Origin of the sequence: Paenibacillus sp. FSL H8-0259 (genome assembly GCF_037963255.1) — a bacterium.
Lineage (GTDB): Bacteria > Bacillota > Bacilli > Paenibacillales > Paenibacillaceae > Paenibacillus_AQ > Paenibacillus_AQ phytohabitans.
Genome location: NZ_CP150147.1, coordinates 4,721,294 through 4,739,703, shown reverse-complemented (window position 1 = coordinate 4,739,703; position 18,410 = coordinate 4,721,294). Strand labels below are relative to the sequence as shown.

19 protein-coding genes and 2 pseudogenes are annotated in these 18,410 nt (G+C 46.7%); 11 read left to right on the top strand and 10 right to left on the bottom strand.

Annotated features, from left to right (window positions below; all coding sequences use genetic code 11):
• Window positions 1-80: 80 nt before the first annotated feature.
• Window positions 81-485 (top strand): VOC family protein, encoded by a 405-nt coding sequence (locus NSU01_RS20300; RefSeq protein ID WP_076246858.1) that lies wholly within the window; start codon window positions 81-83, stop codon window positions 483-485.
• 135 nt (window positions 486-620) lie between these two features.
• Here NSU01_RS20300 and NSU01_RS20295 read toward each other — a convergent pair whose 3' ends face one another.
• Entirely contained in the window at window positions 621-1,226 is a 606-nt protein-coding gene (locus tag NSU01_RS20295) for a TetR/AcrR family transcriptional regulator (RefSeq protein WP_076246856.1), read from the bottom strand.
• A gap of 252 nt (window positions 1,227-1,478) precedes the next feature.
• On the opposite strand from NSU01_RS20295, the gene NSU01_RS20290 reads away from it, so the two are divergent.
• From NSU01_RS20290 to NSU01_RS20270, 5 genes and pseudogenes are all read left to right on the top strand, one after another.
• Entirely contained in the window at window positions 1,479-2,258 is a 780-nt protein-coding gene (locus NSU01_RS20290; protein ID WP_076246854.1) for a nuclear transport factor 2 family protein, read from the top strand.
• 16 nt (window positions 2,259-2,274) lie between these two features.
• Entirely contained in the window at window positions 2,275-3,456 is a 1,182-nt protein-coding gene (locus NSU01_RS20285) for an ABC transporter permease (protein WP_076246852.1), read from the top strand.
• Between the two features lie 507 nt (window positions 3,457-3,963).
• Window positions 3,964-4,284 carry a transposase gene (locus NSU01_RS20280; protein WP_256703991.1) on the top strand — a complete coding sequence of 107 codons (321 nt, stop codon included), beginning with the start codon at window positions 3,964-3,966 and terminating at the stop codon, window positions 4,282-4,284.
• A 324-nt stretch (window positions 4,285-4,608) separates the two neighbouring features.
• Entirely contained in the window at window positions 4,609-5,196 is a 588-nt protein-coding gene (locus tag NSU01_RS20275; RefSeq protein ID WP_256703983.1) for a transposase, read from the top strand.
• A gap of 207 nt (window positions 5,197-5,403) precedes the next feature.
• Window positions 5,404-5,682 (top strand): annotated as a pseudogene (locus NSU01_RS20270) (TetR/AcrR family transcriptional regulator); the annotation flags it as partial.
• Window positions 5,683-5,850: 168 nt separating this feature from the next.
• Here NSU01_RS20270 and NSU01_RS20265 read toward each other — a convergent pair.
• The 5 genes from NSU01_RS20265 to NSU01_RS20245 are packed head-to-tail and all read right to left on the bottom strand — an operon-like array spanning window position 5,851 to window position 8,165.
• On the bottom strand, window positions 5,851-6,147 hold the full coding sequence (locus tag NSU01_RS20265) for a spore coat protein (protein ID WP_042138017.1): 297 nt from the start codon (window positions 6,145-6,147) through the stop codon (window positions 5,851-5,853).
• Between the two features lie 11 nt (window positions 6,148-6,158).
• Complete coding sequence (locus NSU01_RS20260) at window positions 6,159-6,359, bottom strand: hypothetical protein (protein ID WP_042138015.1); 201 nt, start codon at window positions 6,357-6,359, stop codon at window positions 6,159-6,161.
• A 31-nt stretch (window positions 6,360-6,390) separates the two neighbouring features.
• Window positions 6,391-7,527 (bottom strand): zinc-dependent alcohol dehydrogenase, encoded by a 1,137-nt coding sequence (locus tag NSU01_RS20255; RefSeq protein WP_042138013.1) that lies wholly within the window; start codon window positions 7,525-7,527, stop codon window positions 6,391-6,393.
• Window positions 7,524-7,910 (bottom strand): spore coat protein, encoded by a 387-nt coding sequence (locus NSU01_RS20250; protein ID WP_042138011.1) that lies wholly within the window; start codon window positions 7,908-7,910, stop codon window positions 7,524-7,526. The genes NSU01_RS20255 and NSU01_RS20250 overlap by 4 nt, the downstream gene beginning before the upstream one ends.
• Before the next feature lie 12 nt (window positions 7,911-7,922).
• Window positions 7,923-8,165 carry a hypothetical protein gene (locus NSU01_RS20245; protein WP_042138009.1) on the bottom strand — a complete coding sequence of 81 codons (243 nt, stop codon included), beginning with the start codon at window positions 8,163-8,165 and terminating at the stop codon, window positions 7,923-7,925.
• A gap of 290 nt (window positions 8,166-8,455) precedes the next feature.
• Here NSU01_RS20245 and NSU01_RS20240 point away from each other — a divergent pair, with 290 nt between their 5' ends.
• The 3 genes and pseudogenes from NSU01_RS20240 (at window position 8,456) to NSU01_RS20230 (ending at window position 10,151) form a co-directional block, all read left to right on the top strand.
• Window positions 8,456-9,541 carry an L-dopachrome tautomerase-related protein gene (locus NSU01_RS20240; protein ID WP_179093592.1) on the top strand — a complete coding sequence of 362 codons (1,086 nt, stop codon included), beginning with the start codon at window positions 8,456-8,458 and terminating at the stop codon, window positions 9,539-9,541.
• A 5-nt stretch (window positions 9,542-9,546) separates the two neighbouring features.
• Window positions 9,547-9,684, top strand: a pseudogene (locus NSU01_RS20235) (restriction endonuclease); the annotation flags it as partial.
• Between the two features lie 305 nt (window positions 9,685-9,989).
• Window positions 9,990-10,151, top strand: a complete 162-nt coding sequence (locus tag NSU01_RS20230; protein WP_179093589.1) for a hypothetical protein — start codon at window positions 9,990-9,992, stop codon at window positions 10,149-10,151.
• A gap of 806 nt (window positions 10,152-10,957) precedes the next feature.
• On the opposite strand, the gene NSU01_RS20225 is transcribed toward NSU01_RS20230, so the two are convergent.
• The 3 genes from NSU01_RS20225 to NSU01_RS20215 form a co-directional block, all read right to left on the bottom strand.
• Window positions 10,958-11,428 carry a DinB family protein gene (locus NSU01_RS20225; RefSeq protein WP_042138005.1) on the bottom strand — a complete coding sequence of 157 codons (471 nt, stop codon included), beginning with the start codon at window positions 11,426-11,428 and terminating at the stop codon, window positions 10,958-10,960.
• A 315-nt stretch (window positions 11,429-11,743) separates the two neighbouring features.
• Window positions 11,744-12,850 carry a glycoside hydrolase family 88 protein gene (locus tag NSU01_RS20220; RefSeq protein ID WP_076246847.1) on the bottom strand — a complete coding sequence of 369 codons (1,107 nt, stop codon included), beginning with the start codon at window positions 12,848-12,850 and terminating at the stop codon, window positions 11,744-11,746.
• Between the two features lie 102 nt (window positions 12,851-12,952).
• Window positions 12,953-13,813: an AraC family transcriptional regulator gene (locus NSU01_RS20215; RefSeq protein ID WP_076246845.1), complete on the bottom strand. Its 861-nt coding sequence runs from the start codon at window positions 13,811-13,813 to the stop codon at window positions 12,953-12,955.
• 162 nt (window positions 13,814-13,975) lie between these two features.
• On the opposite strand from NSU01_RS20215, the gene NSU01_RS20210 reads away from it, so the two are divergent.
• Entirely contained in the window at window positions 13,976-15,565 is a 1,590-nt protein-coding gene (locus NSU01_RS20210) for a glycoside hydrolase family 43 protein (protein WP_042137999.1), read from the top strand.
• A gap of 27 nt (window positions 15,566-15,592) precedes the next feature.
• On the opposite strand, the gene NSU01_RS20205 is transcribed toward NSU01_RS20210, so the two are convergent.
• Complete coding sequence (locus tag NSU01_RS20205) at window positions 15,593-16,693, bottom strand: endospore germination permease (RefSeq protein ID WP_042137997.1); 1,101 nt, start codon at window positions 16,691-16,693, stop codon at window positions 15,593-15,595.
• 185 nt (window positions 16,694-16,878) lie between these two features.
• Here NSU01_RS20205 and NSU01_RS20200 point away from each other — a divergent pair, with 185 nt between their 5' ends.
• Window positions 16,879-18,387: a spore germination protein gene (locus NSU01_RS20200; protein ID WP_076246842.1), complete on the top strand. Its 1,509-nt coding sequence runs from the start codon at window positions 16,879-16,881 to the stop codon at window positions 18,385-18,387.
• The last annotated feature ends 23 nt before the right edge of the window (window positions 18,388-18,410 follow it).

Sequence of the window (18,410 nt, the reverse complement as noted above, 5' to 3'; positions counted from 1 at the left end):
CTACTGACATAAGGCTGTCAGTAGCGTTGTTTTATTATCGGGTATGTAAACATAAAGGAGTATAGGAAGGAGGGTATTTTGTGAATTTTGCTTCTGTACGCATCATTACCGAAGATGTGAATCGTCTCGCCGAGTTCTATGAAAAAGTCCTGTGTGTTTCGGCGGTGCACCCCGCGCCTGTTTTTGCCGAACTCGTTATGCCGGCATGTACCCTGGCAATCGGCCACTCCCAAACGGCGCAGCTATTCGGCGCGGGTTTCGTAGTGGCAGCGAGCAATCACACTGTCATCATCGAGTTCCGCGTCGACGATGTCGAAGCCGAATACGTACGCTTGAAGCCAATTGTCTATGATTGGGTAAAAGAACCGACCACGATGCCGTGGGGGGACCGTTCTATGCTGTTCCGTGATCCCGACGGCAACCTGGTAAACCTCTTCGAACCGGTGACCGAGGAAGCGATTAAACGGTTTAGCGGCAGGCATTGATTAATCATGTCAGCCGAAACGCAGATAGGCTTTGAGCGATTTGGCGTCTCAGTATCATTGGTCCACCACTGGCTCTCCGGTACAAAGTCGTTAAAAGAAGGGTCATCGATTGTCGCCGAGCAGAGCAACTTTACTTTATTCCTCGAAGGCGATGCCGGTAGCTTTTAAATGTCCATAGGCAACGAGTCTGCTGAACTGAGAAGCAACTTCACCCGCAGGAATAGACAGATCGTTTTTAACCCACCAAATGATAATCCCCATGAAAGACGATACAAGGTATTCGAATAGCAAATCCTTGGACAGCACTAAAGAGAAATTTGCCGCTGTCGGATTCCACCCCTCATTTAGTTTATCTTTAATGATTTTCTCCATTTTTGCGCGGAATGGATAGATTCTATTCTCTTCAATTAGCATGGCGTAGTAAAAAGAGGTGTTATGCGAAATGTGTTCCAGTATAGTTTGCATGATTGTCTCGAGTACAGAAATATTGTAAGGATTCATGCTGATTGGACAAAGAATGACTGCATTTTTTAATTCGCCCAATAACTCATCCATATAGGTATTTAATAAGTCAGGTTTATTTTCGTAATGGAGATAAAAGGTGTTTCGATTGATCATAGCCCGATCGGCAATATCCTGGATTGTTATTGCTTCATATCCCTTTTCTTGAATAAGCGCAATAAACGCCATTCGAATCGATTGTTTAGTGCGCAGTATTCTTAGATCGGTTTTCTTGTTCATTATTTTCGCTCTCCTATATTAAATTAGAGTCGTTAAGCGACAAAGTGATATGAATTGTATGTTATCCCTCAAAACAAAAAATATTGAATATTGAACGTAAAGTTCATCTTAATTATAATGAGCGAAAGATAAATAAACAACATAACGTTCATTATTTATCTAATGCCTATAAACTCGTGATTGAAAGAGGTGAATACCATTTATTGTTAGGCCTAGTAAGGTAACTGTTGAGATAATAAGGAGGATATTCTAATGATATTAAACAATCAAAATGAGTTAGTTCTAAAGGCTAAAGCAGTGCTGGAAAGTTTAGAGAGCGGTAATCCCAAGGCGATTACGAATTACATTCATCCGGATCAATATGTTCAGCACAACCTTGCCTTATCCAATGGCCGTGCAGCCATGCTTGGTGCACTTGATCATTTAAAGGAGATAGGTACAAAGGTGAGCATTAAGCGCATTTTAGCCGATGGAGATTATGTTGCCCTTCATTCCGAATATGATTTTTTTGGACCTAAAATTGGCTTTGATATTTTCCGTTTTGAGAATGGACTGATCGTTGAACATTGGGACAATCTGCAAGATCGGGTAGAAAAGACACCAAGTCATCATACGATGATTGACGGACCGGTCATGATTAAGGATATCGACAAGACTGATGCGAACAAAGTAGTTGTCAAAAGCTATGTCGAGAATATACTGCTTGGGAAGAACCCGGACCTGCTTACCTCTTACTTTGCCGGAGATCAATACATTCAGCATAGTCCACATATTGCAGATGGCCTTTCCGGCCTCGGTGCTGCATTGCAGGGTCTTAAGGCGAAGAATATTGAGTTTCAATATACTCAGGTTCATCAGGTTATCGGACAAGGCGATTTTGTGCTTACAGCGAGTGAAGGTCTATTTGATGGTGAACCTACTGCTTTCTACGATTTGTTCCGTGTTGAGGACAGGAAAATCGCCGAGCATTGGGACGTAATCGAGGCCATATTGCCTGTGGAAAAACGAAAGAATTCGAACAGTAGATTTTGAGATTAGATGAAAACAAATGAGCTTATTAAAAAACAAACTAATAGTTACATTACCCATTATCGTTATTGCAGTCATCTTCATTTTTAGTCTGGCTATGATTCCTAGCATCAATCCTGCTCCACATAACTTGCCCATTGCCATTGTGAATGAGGATCAAGGCTTAACGGCTCCAAAAGTAAATATAGGCGAGACGATAGTGTCTGATATTCAGTCAGAAATCTTGGCAAATTCGGATGGAGATTTGGCGATCAAATGGATCGAAGTTGGTAGTGAAGTGGAAGCGAAGGAAGGACTCGATAACCAAGAATATTATGCTGCATTGGTGATTCCCAAGGATTTCAGCGAGAAGCAGGCATCACTTATGACGCTGGACCCTTCTTCACCCCGGATGCAGATGTATATCAACCAAGGTATGAATGCATCGGCATCTAGTGTGGCAGGGCAAATGCTAAACCACGCGGTTGATGCTATAAATAAGAAGCTGTGTGCTGAGCTATTAGCGGCTATTGATCAGAAGGGCGCTATGCTCTCGACAAAACAAGCCGCTGCTTTAGCTTCGCCAATCGTTAGCGAAATCATCAATGTGAATGCAACCGGTACGCATAGTGCAAACGGGAATTCACCGGTTTTGATGTTACAACCCTTGTGGATGGCCTGTCTAATCGGAAACGTAATTTTCTTGCTTGTCAAAAATAAACAAAATTACGTCAATCGTAATGATCGGCTTCGGGCGAATATAGTCCAATTCCTTTGGGGAGCAATCATTGCTTTGGCAGCTGGCTTTAGCTTCACTTGGTTTGCTGGAAGATGGGGCGTACACACTCCTCATTTCACGGATACCGCTTTATTCTTGGCAATTGCTTATTTAGCATTTTTCCTCATGATAGCTGCTGTTTTCTCCTGGATTGGGTTAAAAGGCATGATTATTTTTGTGTTGTTGCTGTTCTTCGGTGCTCCACTCCTTAGTTCCGCGCCAGAGTTATTATCTCTGTTTTACCGTGATTGGATACTGTCATGGCTGCCGATGCGCTTCATGGTTGATGGGCTACGAGAGTTGTTGTTCTTTGGACAAGGCCTGAGTATGAATCATCCGACATTCGTCTTAATCTGGATCGCATTTGGCAGCCTGTTGGTCTTACTTTCATCTACCTTTAAGGGTTCACGAAAACCAGAGCAGAAGAAAGAGGCGCCGCGATAAATGCGGCCTACTCATAACCGATGAAAGGGGCTGTCCCAAAAGCCAAGATATGGCTGGGACGCCCATTGTTTTTAGAGTCGGATAGACGGTTGCGCTAGGTGAGGACGCTGCGCGAACGGACCGTTGTTCCAATCGCTGTGCTCTCCAGATTTTTTTCATTTCCCTTAGCGGTGAAAATCCGGAGACCAAGGCGACCGCTACCGCTTTTCCACAATCAGTCCGTCCTCTCCGCTGTTTAAGCGGGAAATATACGACAATCCTTCTAAAAATCATAAAAAAAGAAACCTTTCTTTGGTAAAATGGAAGTGCGACCAACCATTTCAAAGGAGAGGTTTCTTTTGTATATTCAATATACCATGGACCAACTTTGTTTGCCAATGGATCTGGAAGAAGACATTCCGGAACATCACCTCGATCGCGCTCGTTAACACAGCCGTCAATCGACTGGACGACTCCATCTTTGACGCTGCCTATCCTGGTGGCGGCCGTGACAGCTACCACCCTAAAATGCTCACCAAAGTCATTATCTTCGCTTACACTCAGCGAATAGTTTCGTCTCGCCAAATCGCCAAAGCGGTACGGGAGAACATTCCCTTCATGTGGCTGGCCGGACGGCAGCGACCCGACTTTCGCACTCTTAATCGCTTCCGTTCCCAGCGGATGAGAAATGTCCTCGAAACGGTATTTACCGCCGTGCTTCAGTTTCTGGCTGACAAAAAATATGTGTCTCTGGGGCATTATTTTGTGGACGGCAAGTGGCAGAGCACCAAGAAGAACAGGAGTTCCAGGGAAAGGACCTCACCGAGCTCGGTGAATCTTACGAGATGAATTGTGAGAAGCTGGAAACCCTGACCCGGGGGCTGGAGTCTAAGCTCCTGGACAAACCCAAAGATAAACCCCTGAAAAAAGCCGTTCGGAAGCTTCGGAAGGATTTACTGCCCCGATTACTAAAGTACGAACACTACCAAAAGCTGCTAGGGGACCGGAACAGTTTCAGCAAGACCGACCCGGATGCGACTTTCATGCGGATACAAATCGGAACGGAAAACCAATTTATTTTAGCCTACAGTCTACACCCGAGACCGACGGACATCCGTTGTTTACAGCCACATATGGAAAAGGCGCGGCAGATCCTGGGAACTTCCCAGAACGGTGATTGCGGATGCAGGCTACGGCAGTGAAGAAAACTACGCCTACCTGGAAAAGGAAGAGATTCAGGCGGTCGTAAAATACGGCAGCTACCACAAAGAAAAGAGCAAAGCTTGGAAAGAGAATGTCGAAAAGATTGAGAACTGGACGTACGACGAAGCCGAAGACAGGTGGACCTGTCCCACCGGACGCATGCTGCATTTTCGCAAAGAAAGTATGGAACTCTTAGAGAGTGGATATGAAATTCGGAAACGTCATTACCGAAGCCAAAGCTGCGAAGGCTGTCCGTTGAAGGAACGCTGCACCAAGGCTGCAGGAAATCGGGAAGTGGTTGTCAGTCTGGAGAGGCTGCGGTACCAGAAGCAGGCTCGGGACATCCTGCGAAGCGAGGAAGGCTATGCTCTGGCTGTACGCCGAATGACGGAACCGGAAAGTGTATTTGGACAACTGAAGAATAACCGGGGCTTCCGGCGCTTTTGGCGATGCGGCATGGAAAAAGTGACGCTTGAGGTCGGTTGGCTTTCGCTTGCGCACATTCTATTGAAGCAAGCTGCAAATGACCAAAAACAAAGAGCAACAATTCTCCAGTGACCGGAGAATTGTTGCTCTTTTGAACGGTTTTGAAAATGAGAAGGATTTGCCTCTACTCGTAGAAAAACTACTTTTGGGACAGTCCCTTAAAGCGATATTCCGCGTTGAGGCCTCTAAGCAACGTTCTTCTGGAACTCAGCCATGAAGAACACTCCCGTCAAGAAACTCACGGCTATAGATGTCAGAAATCTGTCAGTTGTCCTGAACAATCGGAATAAAAACTTACAAGCTTTTTTTGAATCCGGAATGGAGCAACAGATTTTCAACAGATTGAATGCCGTATTGTTTATGGTTCAAGATGACGCTGTGCTGCGGCGCTTTATCGAGCCATCATTTTCGATTCAGTATGATATCACCTTGAAACAAGCAATTATGGATTACCACCACATGAAGCAGTATCAATTGCTAAAACCCGAATACCTGAAGATGATAGACAACTCCAATATGGAGGGGGAAATCGTTCATATTTTGCAAACCATCTCATAAGGGGGATTGAGTATATTAAAATCACAATTGATTGGCAACATAAGAATACCAATAGAGAAGGGTAGACGAGAGAACAGAGATTCACAGAGTCTAATGTCTTCGGCTTAAATCAAAAAACGCGCCTGAACCATAGTGGTTTTGCGCGTTTTGTCGGGGACGAATACGGTGTCAGGACGGAATGTTCATAGCGGTCTGAATATTATTCAGATCGAGTTGAATTTGCTCTGGAATATGGTAAGGATGGTAAAGGTTCCGCTCTATCATGTAGATTGATATTTTTTCATAGGAGTCTATGGCTTCGTCGAGCTGTTTCATCAAAATTTGCTTGATTTCTGGGGTGGCACATTCGGTCACGGCCATAGCGTAGTTTCTGACCCCGCTCTTTGCGTTCATCAGAAAATCCATTGCGATCACGTCGTCGGTTAACGTATGAAGCCCTGTCATGTGTTCTAAGATTGGGTTCATGCTATCATCTCCTATAGGTTCACTTTAGACAGAACTCCACCGAGCTCCTGAAGCTGCTGCTGTGATAATTGCACATCTTGCTGCAAAATTTGTAAGAGCTCCGGGTCGGTTACCAGAGCTTGCATAGTTTTGGATTTGGTCAAGCAAACGGTCTTGAACGCAGCTATCTCATGAACCTCCAGCATCTCATGCAAAGCATAATTGGAATTCATTTGGACTGTCCTCCCATATATCTCTCCATATTCAAGGCTTTAAGACGACTTTGATGCAATCGTCCATTTTCGTATCGAACACTTCATAGCCGCGCTTGGCCTCGCTGAGCGGAATGACGTGCGTAACAATGTCTCCAGGGTCAACTTTGCCCGAAGTAACCAACTCGTACATATACGGCATGTAGTGAATGACCGGAGCTTGTCCGGAACGGATATTCACGTTGCGCTGCATGATATCGCCGAGCGGGAATCCGTTATAGCGCCCACCGTATACTCCAGTGACTTGGATGGTTCCGCCTTTGCGGACAGCCTGAGATGCAATGATAAATGCGCTCATAGTGCCGCCCTGCAGTTTCAAACCGCTGGCTAGAAATTCGAGATCGCTCATCTTGCCGTCCATTCCTACAGCATCAATTACGACATCGGCGCCGCCTTTGGTCATTTCCTTGAGAGTGTTGCCGATATTCTTATCCTGTTCGAAGTTTACGATTTCCACATTGTTCGTTCGCTTCGCATGCTGTAAGCGATAATCGACATAGTCGACGGCAATGACCCGCTTTGCTCCTTTCAGCCAGCAGAATTTCTGGGCCAGAAGTCCAACCGGACCGCAGCCAAGCACGATGACTGTATCTCCATTTTTTACGCCGGCATTATCTACGCTCCAGAACGCCGTCGTCATGGCATCAGCGATCAAGCTTAGCTTCTCGTCCGGTTGTTCACAGCTTTCGGGAATTTTGAAGTGGGTAAAATTTGCAAACGGAACCCGTAAATATTCGGCTTGCCCTCCAGGGTATCCGCCGGTCGTTCCGGAGTAGCCAAAATATGCGCCCATATCCCCGTGTTCATTTGAGTTGTCACATTGGCTTTCAAGATGATTTTTGCAAAAAAAGCATTCTCCGCACGCGATGTTGAACGGGATAATCACACGATCGCCCTTCTTAACCTTTGTCACGCCGGGGCCTACTTCTTCTACGATCCCCATCGGTTCATGCCCGATGACATAGTTCTCCTGAAGGTTAGGGATCATCCCGTGAATAAGGTGAAGGTCAGAACCGCAAATAGCGGTACTGGTGATCTTTACGATCATATCGTCCGGTTTCTCAATCTTCGGATCCGGTACCTCTTTGACCACGACATTTTTAATCCCTTGGTACGTTACAGCCTTCATGCTCTATGTCCTCCAATATGTTCATCTGGGGTACGGTCAAACATCCCTTTACGTGACGTATCATCCGGGAACAAATTCATCTGCCCGATCATCACCGTGTTATTCGCTGAAAGTTGGTCTAATTGGTACTGTTCGTTAAGCTCGTAAGGATGGAACCATTTTTTACGAATCATGAGCTCTGTAATTTCCTGGTGCATTGCAATCCCCTGCTTAAGATGATTGTGCAGCAGCGCTCTTACATCCGGAGAAGCCGCTTCCGTTAGGGCGATGGACATATTTCGTACACCTTCCTTGGCACGAAGAAGGAAGTCCATTGCAAAAGTCATGTCTGCCATTTCCGGCATATTTAGTGAATTAATCGGGTCTAAATAATCCGCATTCATTGGCGTTCCCCTTTAATGTGTGATAGGTGTCGGGCTATTCGGAACAGGCGCTTGGAAAGGAGCTCTTGCATAGATTGTTTGCAGCTCGGAGATCTGTTGTATGGATTGAATTACGTCTTTCTGCATTAACGCTTTCAGCTCTTGGTCAAAGACCAAGCCTTGCATAAGTTTTGACTTAGCGAGGCAGAGCGTTTTAAAGTTTAAGGCTTCATGAAGTTCCATCGATTCGTGCGGCGCTAGTGTTGGCGTATTCATTGAGATAAGATCACCTCCTTATTCTTCAACGTTAGATTTTCCGACGCATCGGATTTTATACTAAAATTGATTGCCGGAAATCCATATTGCAGCAGCAAACTCATCGCACGCTCGCTTCCTTCAGACAGCAAAGTAAAAACACTTTGTCAACTTATTCGCACGTGATATTCAAATCCGAAGCTTTGGGGAATTCCGTGAAAATATTTAATTATCCAGGCACTTGAACCACATTCAGTCATATAAATAGGTGATAGCAGCTCGAACCTGTGGAGGAGGATTTTATACAAGTGATGTTACCAAGTGAAAATTATTTCGGTAAGTTTGAGGCGGTATTTTTATTTTACGGAGCCATGCCTACAGGCGTTGCTGTTTCTGAAACCGGGCGTATTTTCATTTGCTTTCCGAAATGGGGAGACGACGTTAAATTTACGGTGGCTGAAATCGTTTGTGATACATTACAGCCTTATCCTAGTTTAGACGCTAATGTAGTAAGCCCATTCGATATCTCGACGTCTTTCATTAGTGTCCAAAGTGTCGTTGCTGATGGAAATGGTACGCTTTGGGTTTTGGATACAGGAGCTCCTAATTTCTCAGAACCCATCAAAGGGGGAGCAAAGTTAGTCGCTGTAGATTTAAACTCAAATACCATAAGAAGTGTATATACATTTACGGAAGATGTTGTCCTGCCGACCACTTATCTGAATGATGTCCGATTTGATTTTCGTGTAGGTAAAGCAGGTTATGCTTATATAACGGATTCGTCTTCCCGAGGACCAGGTGCTATTATTGTCGTTGATTTAGAAACCGGTTATGCCTGGAGACGGTTAAACGGAGCAATTTCAACTTCGCCCGATCTCTGTCTCTTACCAAAAGTTGAAGGTGAAATCCTGATGAATCGAAACAAAGACGGATCTACCTCACCCTTTAGATTGGCATCCGATGGCATAGCGATTTCCCCGGACGGCAAGATGTTGTATTTTTGTCCTCTCTCCAGTCGTCAGCTGTACTCGATTTCAACGGAAGCCCTAAGAGACCGAACGATACCGGATACGAATCTACAGTACTACGTGAAGTATTGGGGAGAAAAAGGTGCTTCAGATGGAATGATCACCGATGCAAAAGGAAACGTTTACGCTGGAGACTATGAAAACAATAGTATTCGAAAGATATTTCTGAATGGAATAATGGAAACCATCGCACATGATCCGAGAATTTTATGGCCGGATACTTTTTCTATTGGTCCAGATCAATACTTATATTTCATCGTGAACCAATTAAATCGACAGGCAAGATTTCATTATGGAAATGACCTGCGGCAGAAGCCTTATAGTTTACTCCGTATGAAAATAGACGAACTACCTGCTCCTACCATTTAGTAAATATTTCTGACATTGACAAGGTGGAAGGTGTTCAATTTGAGAAATACTTAGGTCATCTATTCCGGGCGCAAAGGTATAAGGCTGAAATAACCAAAGCTGCTGGAGATTATGGGGTGGATCTCATTATTCAGAAGGATAACAACATCGAAGTGGTATAACAGAGGACTAACCCTTTGCCAGGTACTTTGAAATCCCTAGATTTGATATGTTATTTATCAAGAGAAAATAGGCTATGATATGAGACGGAAGTCGCATGCTATAGCCTGTTTTTTTTCAAAAGCATGACGATCCCGGTGATACCCATCAGATATATGTATAATTCAAAATCAGGAATTTTGATCATACTGTATCCTTTTCCTGACTAATCAAATTGTTTATATAAGGAACTCATTCATAATTTGAACTCATTCAAATTGAAATATTCTGAAGCAGAGTCTGGAAGTCATTGGAAAAAAGAACAGGGGCAAGTGGAATGGGGGAATTATTAAGTATTGCCCAGCGTCTGGTGAAAAAAGCACAAAGATTGACGCAATTAAAGAAGAGCGACATTCGTTGTTTTGAAGCAAGAACAAATCAAGGATTTAATAAATCATACCGATGTTTATGACACTCAGGTCTACCATCAGCAACTTAAACGTCTGGAAGCCATTACAGACCGGTGTATCTCTTCCATACTCAAACGACTCTTTGAAGAATGATACGGTTAAGAACTAAAAAGGAAAGGGCTTGATGCTACCAACACTTTAATTTCAAAGACCGATTTGATCCACGGTTGACGCAAACTATGCAATAAAAAAAGTACAAACCTCATGATCTGTACCCGTATGAAAATGAAAATATAAAAGCAAAGAACAAAATAATAATGGCAACGGGAATTAAACTTAACACAACCCAAAATTTAGCCTGCTCACTTCTAACGCCTGTAAACCACTTGTAATAGATAAAAAGAAGAATTATTACGGTTGGAAAGAAATACAAAGATTGAAAAATATTAAACCAGTATGTATTTATATCCCAATATGCATCTGGTACAGGATGAATATTCTTATAATCTCTATCAATTTTGTTTCTGGTTATGATAAAGAAATAGGAAATAACAGAATAATAAGCCACTAGGGTCGCCTTTATCCACCATATTAAAAACTTATTGAAAACTATTACTAAAAAGATAATTGCTAGAAATAGAAACAAACCTATGTATTTTTCTAAAATAAAAATCACCTCCAAACTATTTTATCTAATTAATGTATTTGTTTCCACTAAATTTTAATTTTTGGTTGTTGCGCCGTACGAAGATGCAGGGACAGAGAGGGGATGCAGCCCTTCTCTCCCAAAGGCAGAGTAGACGCAAAATGCGTAGTAACTAAAAAAAGAAAAGGCGTATCACCTTAATGATTACACCTGTGAGATAGATTAATCCCAAACACGTACTCTTGGAATGTTTGCCGTTCTTAAGTAATCCAGCAATTGGCCGGTATGGACTGATTCATGATATGCGACTCTTAGCAACATGTCACCCAAACTTCTTATATAACCTGAATCAGAACGATCAATTTTAATGCTTGTTAAATCTTCTTCAGAAAATAACTTAATAGATTCTAAGAAGTGATTTCTAAATGGTTCTGCAAATTTCAATTCCGCATTGACGGTAGAAAAAGGTTGTTTTTCGAAAGGAGAATCAAATACCTCCAGACTGCCTCGATTATGGATAGCGAGATGATAATAATATTCACTTTCTAGAACATGCCTAATCATCTCTATACAAGTCATTGCTTCGTTATCCGGTTTCCATATTAGTTTTTCTTGAGGAATAGATGTCCAAACTTTAATACTTCTTCTTCGTACTTCATTGAAATTTAAAATAATTAAATCAATTGAGTTCACTAATTTAGTCTCCTTTAGTTGGTGTTTAAATAATTATATACGAATGAATGTTCGAATAAAAGAAAGCAATTTTGTTTAAACATTACGTCACAGTTCGAGATTACTGGAGCGTGGACGCATACGGCACAGTAATGGTGCTAATTTATCGGAGCGTATTGGACGCAGCAGTTAAAGCTGAGTTAACCTCCGAAAGAATTGCGTGAAGTCCAATTGCCAGACAGAGTGAGCAGGTTGTTATGCTGCGCATCCTAAACAACAAACAACGGGTCCCCCAGCATGCGGGGGCCCGTTGTTTGTTGTTATCCAATACGCAGACTAGAAAATACGGTGCTTCCAGCCGTTCAGCTTGGCGACGGCTTCGACATAGTAATAGTCGCCGTAGATCAGCGATACATCGATGAAGGAGTCGCCGCTGCCTGTACCATGCAGCAGAATCGCTTCATGCTCCTGCTGGTCCCAGGTGGCATAGTTCTCGGTCAGTGAACGCAGAATCCGCTCCGCGGCATTTGCGTAGAGGCTTTTCTCGCCTAGCGGCACGATGTCAGCCAGCTCCAGCAAGCCTGAAGCAGCGATCGATGCGGCGGAGCTGTCTCGGAACATCCGCTTGTCGTCTGCCAGCCGGAAGTCCCAGTACGGCACATGATCCTCCGGAAGGGCGGAGATGAAATAATGGGCAATCCGCTTCGCAGTATTCAGGAAGCGTTCATCCCCGGTGTGGCGGTAAGTATTAATGAATCCGTACAGTCCCCAGGCTGCTCCCCGGCTCCAGCAGGATTCTGCGGAATAGCCCTGGCCGCCGAAATTCTCGATATATGCGCCAGTCTCGGCATCGAAGGAGAGGATATGCTTGGTCGATCCATCCTCACGCACACCATACTGCATCGCAGTCTCCGCGTGGCTGACCGCAATATGTCTATAGCGCGGATCGCCAGTCACCTTGCTTGCCCAGAACAGCAGGGAGATGTTCAGCATGCAGTCAATGATCACCCAGCCGTGTTTGTCCTCATTCCAGGCGCGGATGAACCTGCCAACCGGATTATAGCGTGCGGCCAGGAAGTTAGCGGCCTCAAGGCCCCGGCGCAGGCCATCCTCGTCCCCGGTCAGAACGTTCTTGATTACGGCTGTAGGCAGGAACTGAAAACCAACATCATGATGCAGCTCCACGGTCGGCTTAACGAACCATTGCTCCAGCGTCTCATCCCAGTGCCAGGCCGCATTCTTATAGTGGTCCTTGCCGGTCATATCATGCATAATCCAGAGCATCCCCGGCCAGAAGCCGGTCGTCCACCAGTCGGAGGCGATATCATCGAACTTACCGTCTTCTCCGGCGAAATGCGGAGATTTTCCGCCGATCTGCTCTATCATCCGCGTAACCTTCGTATCCAGCCGGTTCATAACTTCCTGCCAATATGCTGTACTCATCACTGATGCCTCCATTAATTAGAATATGGCCTCAGTATAGCGTCCTATGATTATGGAAAGTTGCACTTTGATATGAAGAAATATCGTTATATTGTCATCTATCTACATGTTCCCCTTCCGGTATTTCAGCGGAGTGGTCCCGAGGACCCGCTTGAACAGCTGATTGAAATAGGAGGCGTTCGGGAATCCGACGGCAATGCCGATCTGCTCCACAGGCATATCGGTCGTTCCGAGCAGCCGGCAGGCCTGCTTGAGCCGCCGGGCGGTGAGATAGTCAACCAGCCGGCCGCCTGTCTCCTGATGGAAGATCCGCGATACATAGGATTTCGACAGATGAGTCTCCTCCGCAAGCTGATCCAGATTAACCTCTTCCTGATAATGAGCCTCAATCCAGTTCATGATCTGCTCCGAATAGCGGAGATTCCGGCGTTCTCCGGTATGGATCAGCGATTGCTCGCCTGTTCCGAGACAGCTGAGCAGCTGCAGGAGAAGCATCGAGATATCCTCAGGGTCTTCCTCAGACGATTTCATCCTTAATTCATTGTAATTCTGGTAGAACCATTCTATGGTTTCAACCCGGTCCCCGAGATCAAAGCCGCAATACGGGTTGCTCCCCTGCCAGAGAGCAGAGAAGACCGCTTTGCGCTTGCTGAAGCCCTGCAGCAGATTCTCGGCAATATGGGGGTCTAGATAGAAGATCGTGCGTACGAATGGACACTCAGGTGAAACTTCCGAATAGATCCGGTGCAGCTGATACGGCTGGAAAAAGAAAAGCATGCCCGGCCGGATATCATACATCTGCTGATTGACCACAATGCTGCCTTGTCCGCCGTGCACGAACATGATTTCACAGCACTGGTGCCAGTGGTAATATCCCTTGTAATGATCGTCGGTATAGATGCGGTAGTCCCAGATCAGAGACTGCCGGTTCGCAAACAGAACAGGTTCGAATAGCTGTTTCATAACGCTTTGCTGATGCCTCCAACATGACAAAATACAAACATTTTATTATAACCCATTATAACTTTCTGTTCTCCCGGGCGCTACAATAAAAACAGGGGTTCTTCTAAGAATCCAATCGGTGCAATCCAATCTGTAACTTACATTAACCAGGGGGTAACATTTATGGCTCCAACCATTGTCAATCCGGTGCTGACCGGCTTTCATCCCGATCCGTCTTTCCTTAGGGTGGGCGATGATTATTATATCGCAACCTCAACCTTCGAATGGTTCCCCGGTGTAGAGATTCATCATTCCCGTGATCTGGTGCACTGGCATACGCTCACCCGTGTGCTGACCGAGACCTCACAGGTGGACCTGCGCGGCAACGGAAGCTCCGGCTCCATCTGGGCGCCGGCACTATCCTATGACAACGGCTTGTACTACCTGCTGTTTACGGATGTGAAGTCCCGCTCCAGTGTGTATAAGGATCTGCATAACTACCTGATTACGGCTACCAGTCTTGAAGGGCCCTGGAGCCCGCCGGTGCGGCTGAACGGCAGCGGGTTCGATCCGTTCCTGTTTCATGACAGTGACGGACGCAAATGGCTGCTGAATATGCGCTGGGATTTCCGGCAGAATCACAGCAATTTCTCCGGCATCGTGATGCAGGAGTATAACCATGAAAGCGGCAGGCTGACCGGCCCTATTCATGAAATATACAAGGGGACTCCGACAGGTGTAACGGAAGGCCCGCAATTGTACAAGCGCGGAGATTACTACTATCTGCTGGTTGCTGAAGGGGGCACCGGAGTGAATCATATGGTCACGATGGCCCGCAGCCGCAGCCTAACCGGACCTTATGAGACCGATCCGGATTACCCGGTCATGACTACGGCTCATGATCTGACCTATGCCTTCCAGCAGGCAGGGCACGGCTCACTGGTGGAGACGCAGTCCGGGGAATGGTATATGGCTCATCTGTGCACCCGCCCGATCCCGGGTACGGGCAAGCTGAATCCGCTGGGCCGGGAGACGGCGATCCAGCACTGCGTCTGGACCGAGGACGGCTGGCTGCGCCTGGCGCATGGCGGGAAGCTGCCGGCCCTGCGGACCGAAGCGCCGGAGCTTCCCCCGCACCCGTTTGATGCCTTGCCGGAGCGCGATGATTTTGACGGCCACGTGCTGGGTTATCCTTACCAGAGTCTGCGCGTGCCGTTCGAGGAGTCGTGGGTAAGCCTGCAGGAGCGTCCCGGCTTCTTGCGGCTGCGCGGCCGGGAATCCCTGGCATCGCTGTTTGACCAGAGTCTGATCGGGAGGCCGATTCAGCATTTCGCCTGCACCGTAACTACCTGCCTGGAATTCAAGCCGGACAGCTTCATGCAGATGGCCGGACTGGTGCTCTACTATGATGACAAGGACTACTATTATCTGCGTGTAACGGCGGATGAACTCAGAGGGGTAGCTTTAGGAGTCGTAATGTGTCAGGCCGGCAAATATGGGGAAATTTCCTCCATGCAGATTTCGGTGAAGGACTGGGAACGTTACTATTTGAAGGCAGAGATTAACGGCAGAGATATTATGTTCTACGCTTCACCGGACGGGGAGGTCTGGACGGCGATGTGTACGCCGCTTGATTTCGGCACCCTCTCGGATGAGCATGGCGGCAAGCTGGGCTTCACCGGCTCTTATGCCGGAATCTGCGCCCAGGATCTGGACCAGCAGGCGAAGGCGGCGTATTTTGACTACTTCGAGTATACAGGCCTGTACTTCTGAGGCGGGCATAGCCTATAGCTATACAGCTTATGAGGCAGCCGTACGCTGTCTCACTTTATATACAATCAGCATAATCAGCGGCAGCACGAGCGAAAGCGTGAGATCCCAGTCTACCCAGTAGTCCGGGATCTCTTTTACATAGAATATTAAGTTCTTGGCGATGAGCTGGGAGAGTCCGTAGATCAGGAAGGCCACAGGGAAGATAAGCGGACGGTGGCTTTTTAATTTGAATAACTGGGCGGTTCCGAGAACGAAGGCATAGAAGTAGAGCGCTGTTTTGAAATAGGTTGTGATAATCCACGCCGTAGCCATCAATGCTTCAAGACGCTGCAGAAAGTTGCCTATATTAATCTTCTGGGCCAGGATATAGGCTGCATAGAAATTATGCTCTGAGAAATAGACGCCGAGAACGGTCAAAGAGAGGAACAGAATCAGATTCAGACCCAGCGCCCCAAGGATGAGGGCAAGGAAGATATCCCGGTTGATCTTACGGCTCTTGCGGGTGTAGGGATAGACCATGAAAAATACACATAATTCCCCAAACGGATAAAACACGCCGAACAAGACAGCATGCAGCATATCCGGAAAAGGCGTATTCAGAATGGGCTGGACTCGCTCCAGCTGGACCTGCGGAAATAAGAGCACCATCAGGCAAACGAGGAATAAAGCGAACAGCGGAAAAAACACCTGAGCCGCTCTGCCGACCGTCTCAAGGCCCAGACGCAGCCCGTAGACAAGTATAACAATACTCATGAACCGGATGACACCGCCCGGAGTTCCCTCATAGATCTGAGTACACATGAAGTCCTCGATCTCTCTGACATAGGTAGAGGCCGCGATGATGAAGAAGAACAGATAATATACGCCTACCGCACTGCCAATCCACTTCCCCAGAATCTGCTGGCTGAGCTCAATAATGTTTTTGTCCGGATTTATATTCGCAACAGTGACGAACAGGAAGACCAATGCGATTCCCGGCGGAATGCTGATCAGGGCAGCAATCCAGGCATCCTGATGAGCTACAGCAGTCATGGCTGCCGGGTAGACTAGGGCCATATCCCCAATAAAAGTGAAAAGTCCGAGGATTACCATCTGCGCCGTACTGATCCGATCTTTTTCAATACTCATGTCTACCCTCCATTTACACCTTACTATAGCCCGCAGGTTATATCTTTCCGGAAACCATCTTAGTATGGCATCTCCTTCCAGAATTATGTGTTTCAAGCGATGGCAACGATTCAGGAATAATTATCAAGCGGTGCTACCAAACTACAACAGAGTGAATGGATAGGGAAGGGTGGAGGGGAACGAAATTGAAAGATGCGGTTAACGGTGAGTTATCCTGCCGGCTGGAAGACAATGATGATCAATTGTACAAACTGCTTGGGCAGAGCTCAGATCTGGTGCGGAAACGTCTGCAGCTGGGGGAACGTACTGAGCTTGCTATTTTTTATATCGATGGTCTGATAGATACACAGCTGCTGCATAACTCAATTCTGTACTCGCTCCAGGAGGGCAGGGTTTCCGGTCTGCTGGAAGAACTGGTTCCTGACGGCAAAATAGAGATGCTGAGAAAACGCGTGCTTATGGCCGGCGATCTTACTGTGATCCATGACTATAAGAATTTCGTTCACGATTTGTTATCCGGGAATGTGATGCTCATGGTGGAGGGGAGCGCTTCAGCGCTGCGGATCGGACTGCCAGGCTGGGAAGACCGCAACGTGAGTGAACCAATCTCGCAATCTGTGGTCCGGGGACCCATGGAAGGCTTCACAGAGAATCTCAGAACGAACACTGCTTTAATCCGCCGCAAAATCAAAGATAGCCAGCTGTGGCTGGAAACCATCCAGATCGGCCGCGTGACGCAGACCAGTGTGTCGATTATGTATCTCAGCCACATCGCGAATGAAGAACTGGTGCAGGAGGTTAAGCGGCGCCTGAACAGCATTGATACGGACAGTATCCTGGAGAGCGGCTATATCGAGGAGTTCATTCAGGATACGGCGGCGACGCCTTTTCCCACGATTTATAACAGTGACCGTCCCGACACCATTGCTGCAGGGATATTGGAGGGGAAGGTGGCAATCCTGGTTGACGGGACGCCTTTTGTACTGCTGGCGCCTACGATTTTTGTATCGTTTTTTCAGTCGGCGGAAGATTACTATCAGCGGGCGGATATCTCCACGTTGCTGCGGTGCGTACGGTTCCTGGCCTTCTTTGTTACCTTGTTTGCGCCTGCGTTCTATGTAGCCATTACAACCTATCATCAGGAGATGATCCCGACCAATCTGGTAATCAGTCTTGCGGCCCAGCGGGAAACAGTGCCGTTTCCGGCTTTTATCGAGGCGCTGCTGATGGAATTCACCTATGAAATCCTGCGCGAAGCAGGTGTGAGAATTCCCAAGAATGTCGGTCAGGCTGTCTCTATCGTCGGCACGCTGGTCATCGGGCAAGCGGCGGTTGCAGCAGGCTTCATCTCCTCGGCTATGGTTATCATTGTGTCGATCACAGCGATCTCAAGCTTTGTCATTCCCGAAGCAGGGATGGCCATTGCCGCGAGAATTATCCGGTTTGCCCTGATTGGACTCGCCGGGTTCATGGGGCTGTACGGAATTTTGTGCGGAGTGTTCCTGCTGGTGCTGCATCTGGTCAGCCTGCGTTCCTTCGGCGTTCCTTACATGAGTCCGATTGGCCCCTTCAGGGCGGCAGACCTTAAGGATTCCATCTTCAGGCTTCCCTGGCCGCTGCTGAAGACAAGGCCGAAGGAGAATAAAACGCAGAATCTGCAGCGGATGAACACTTCCAAGCGTGAGGAACCTTAATATGTATACAAGAATCAGGAAAG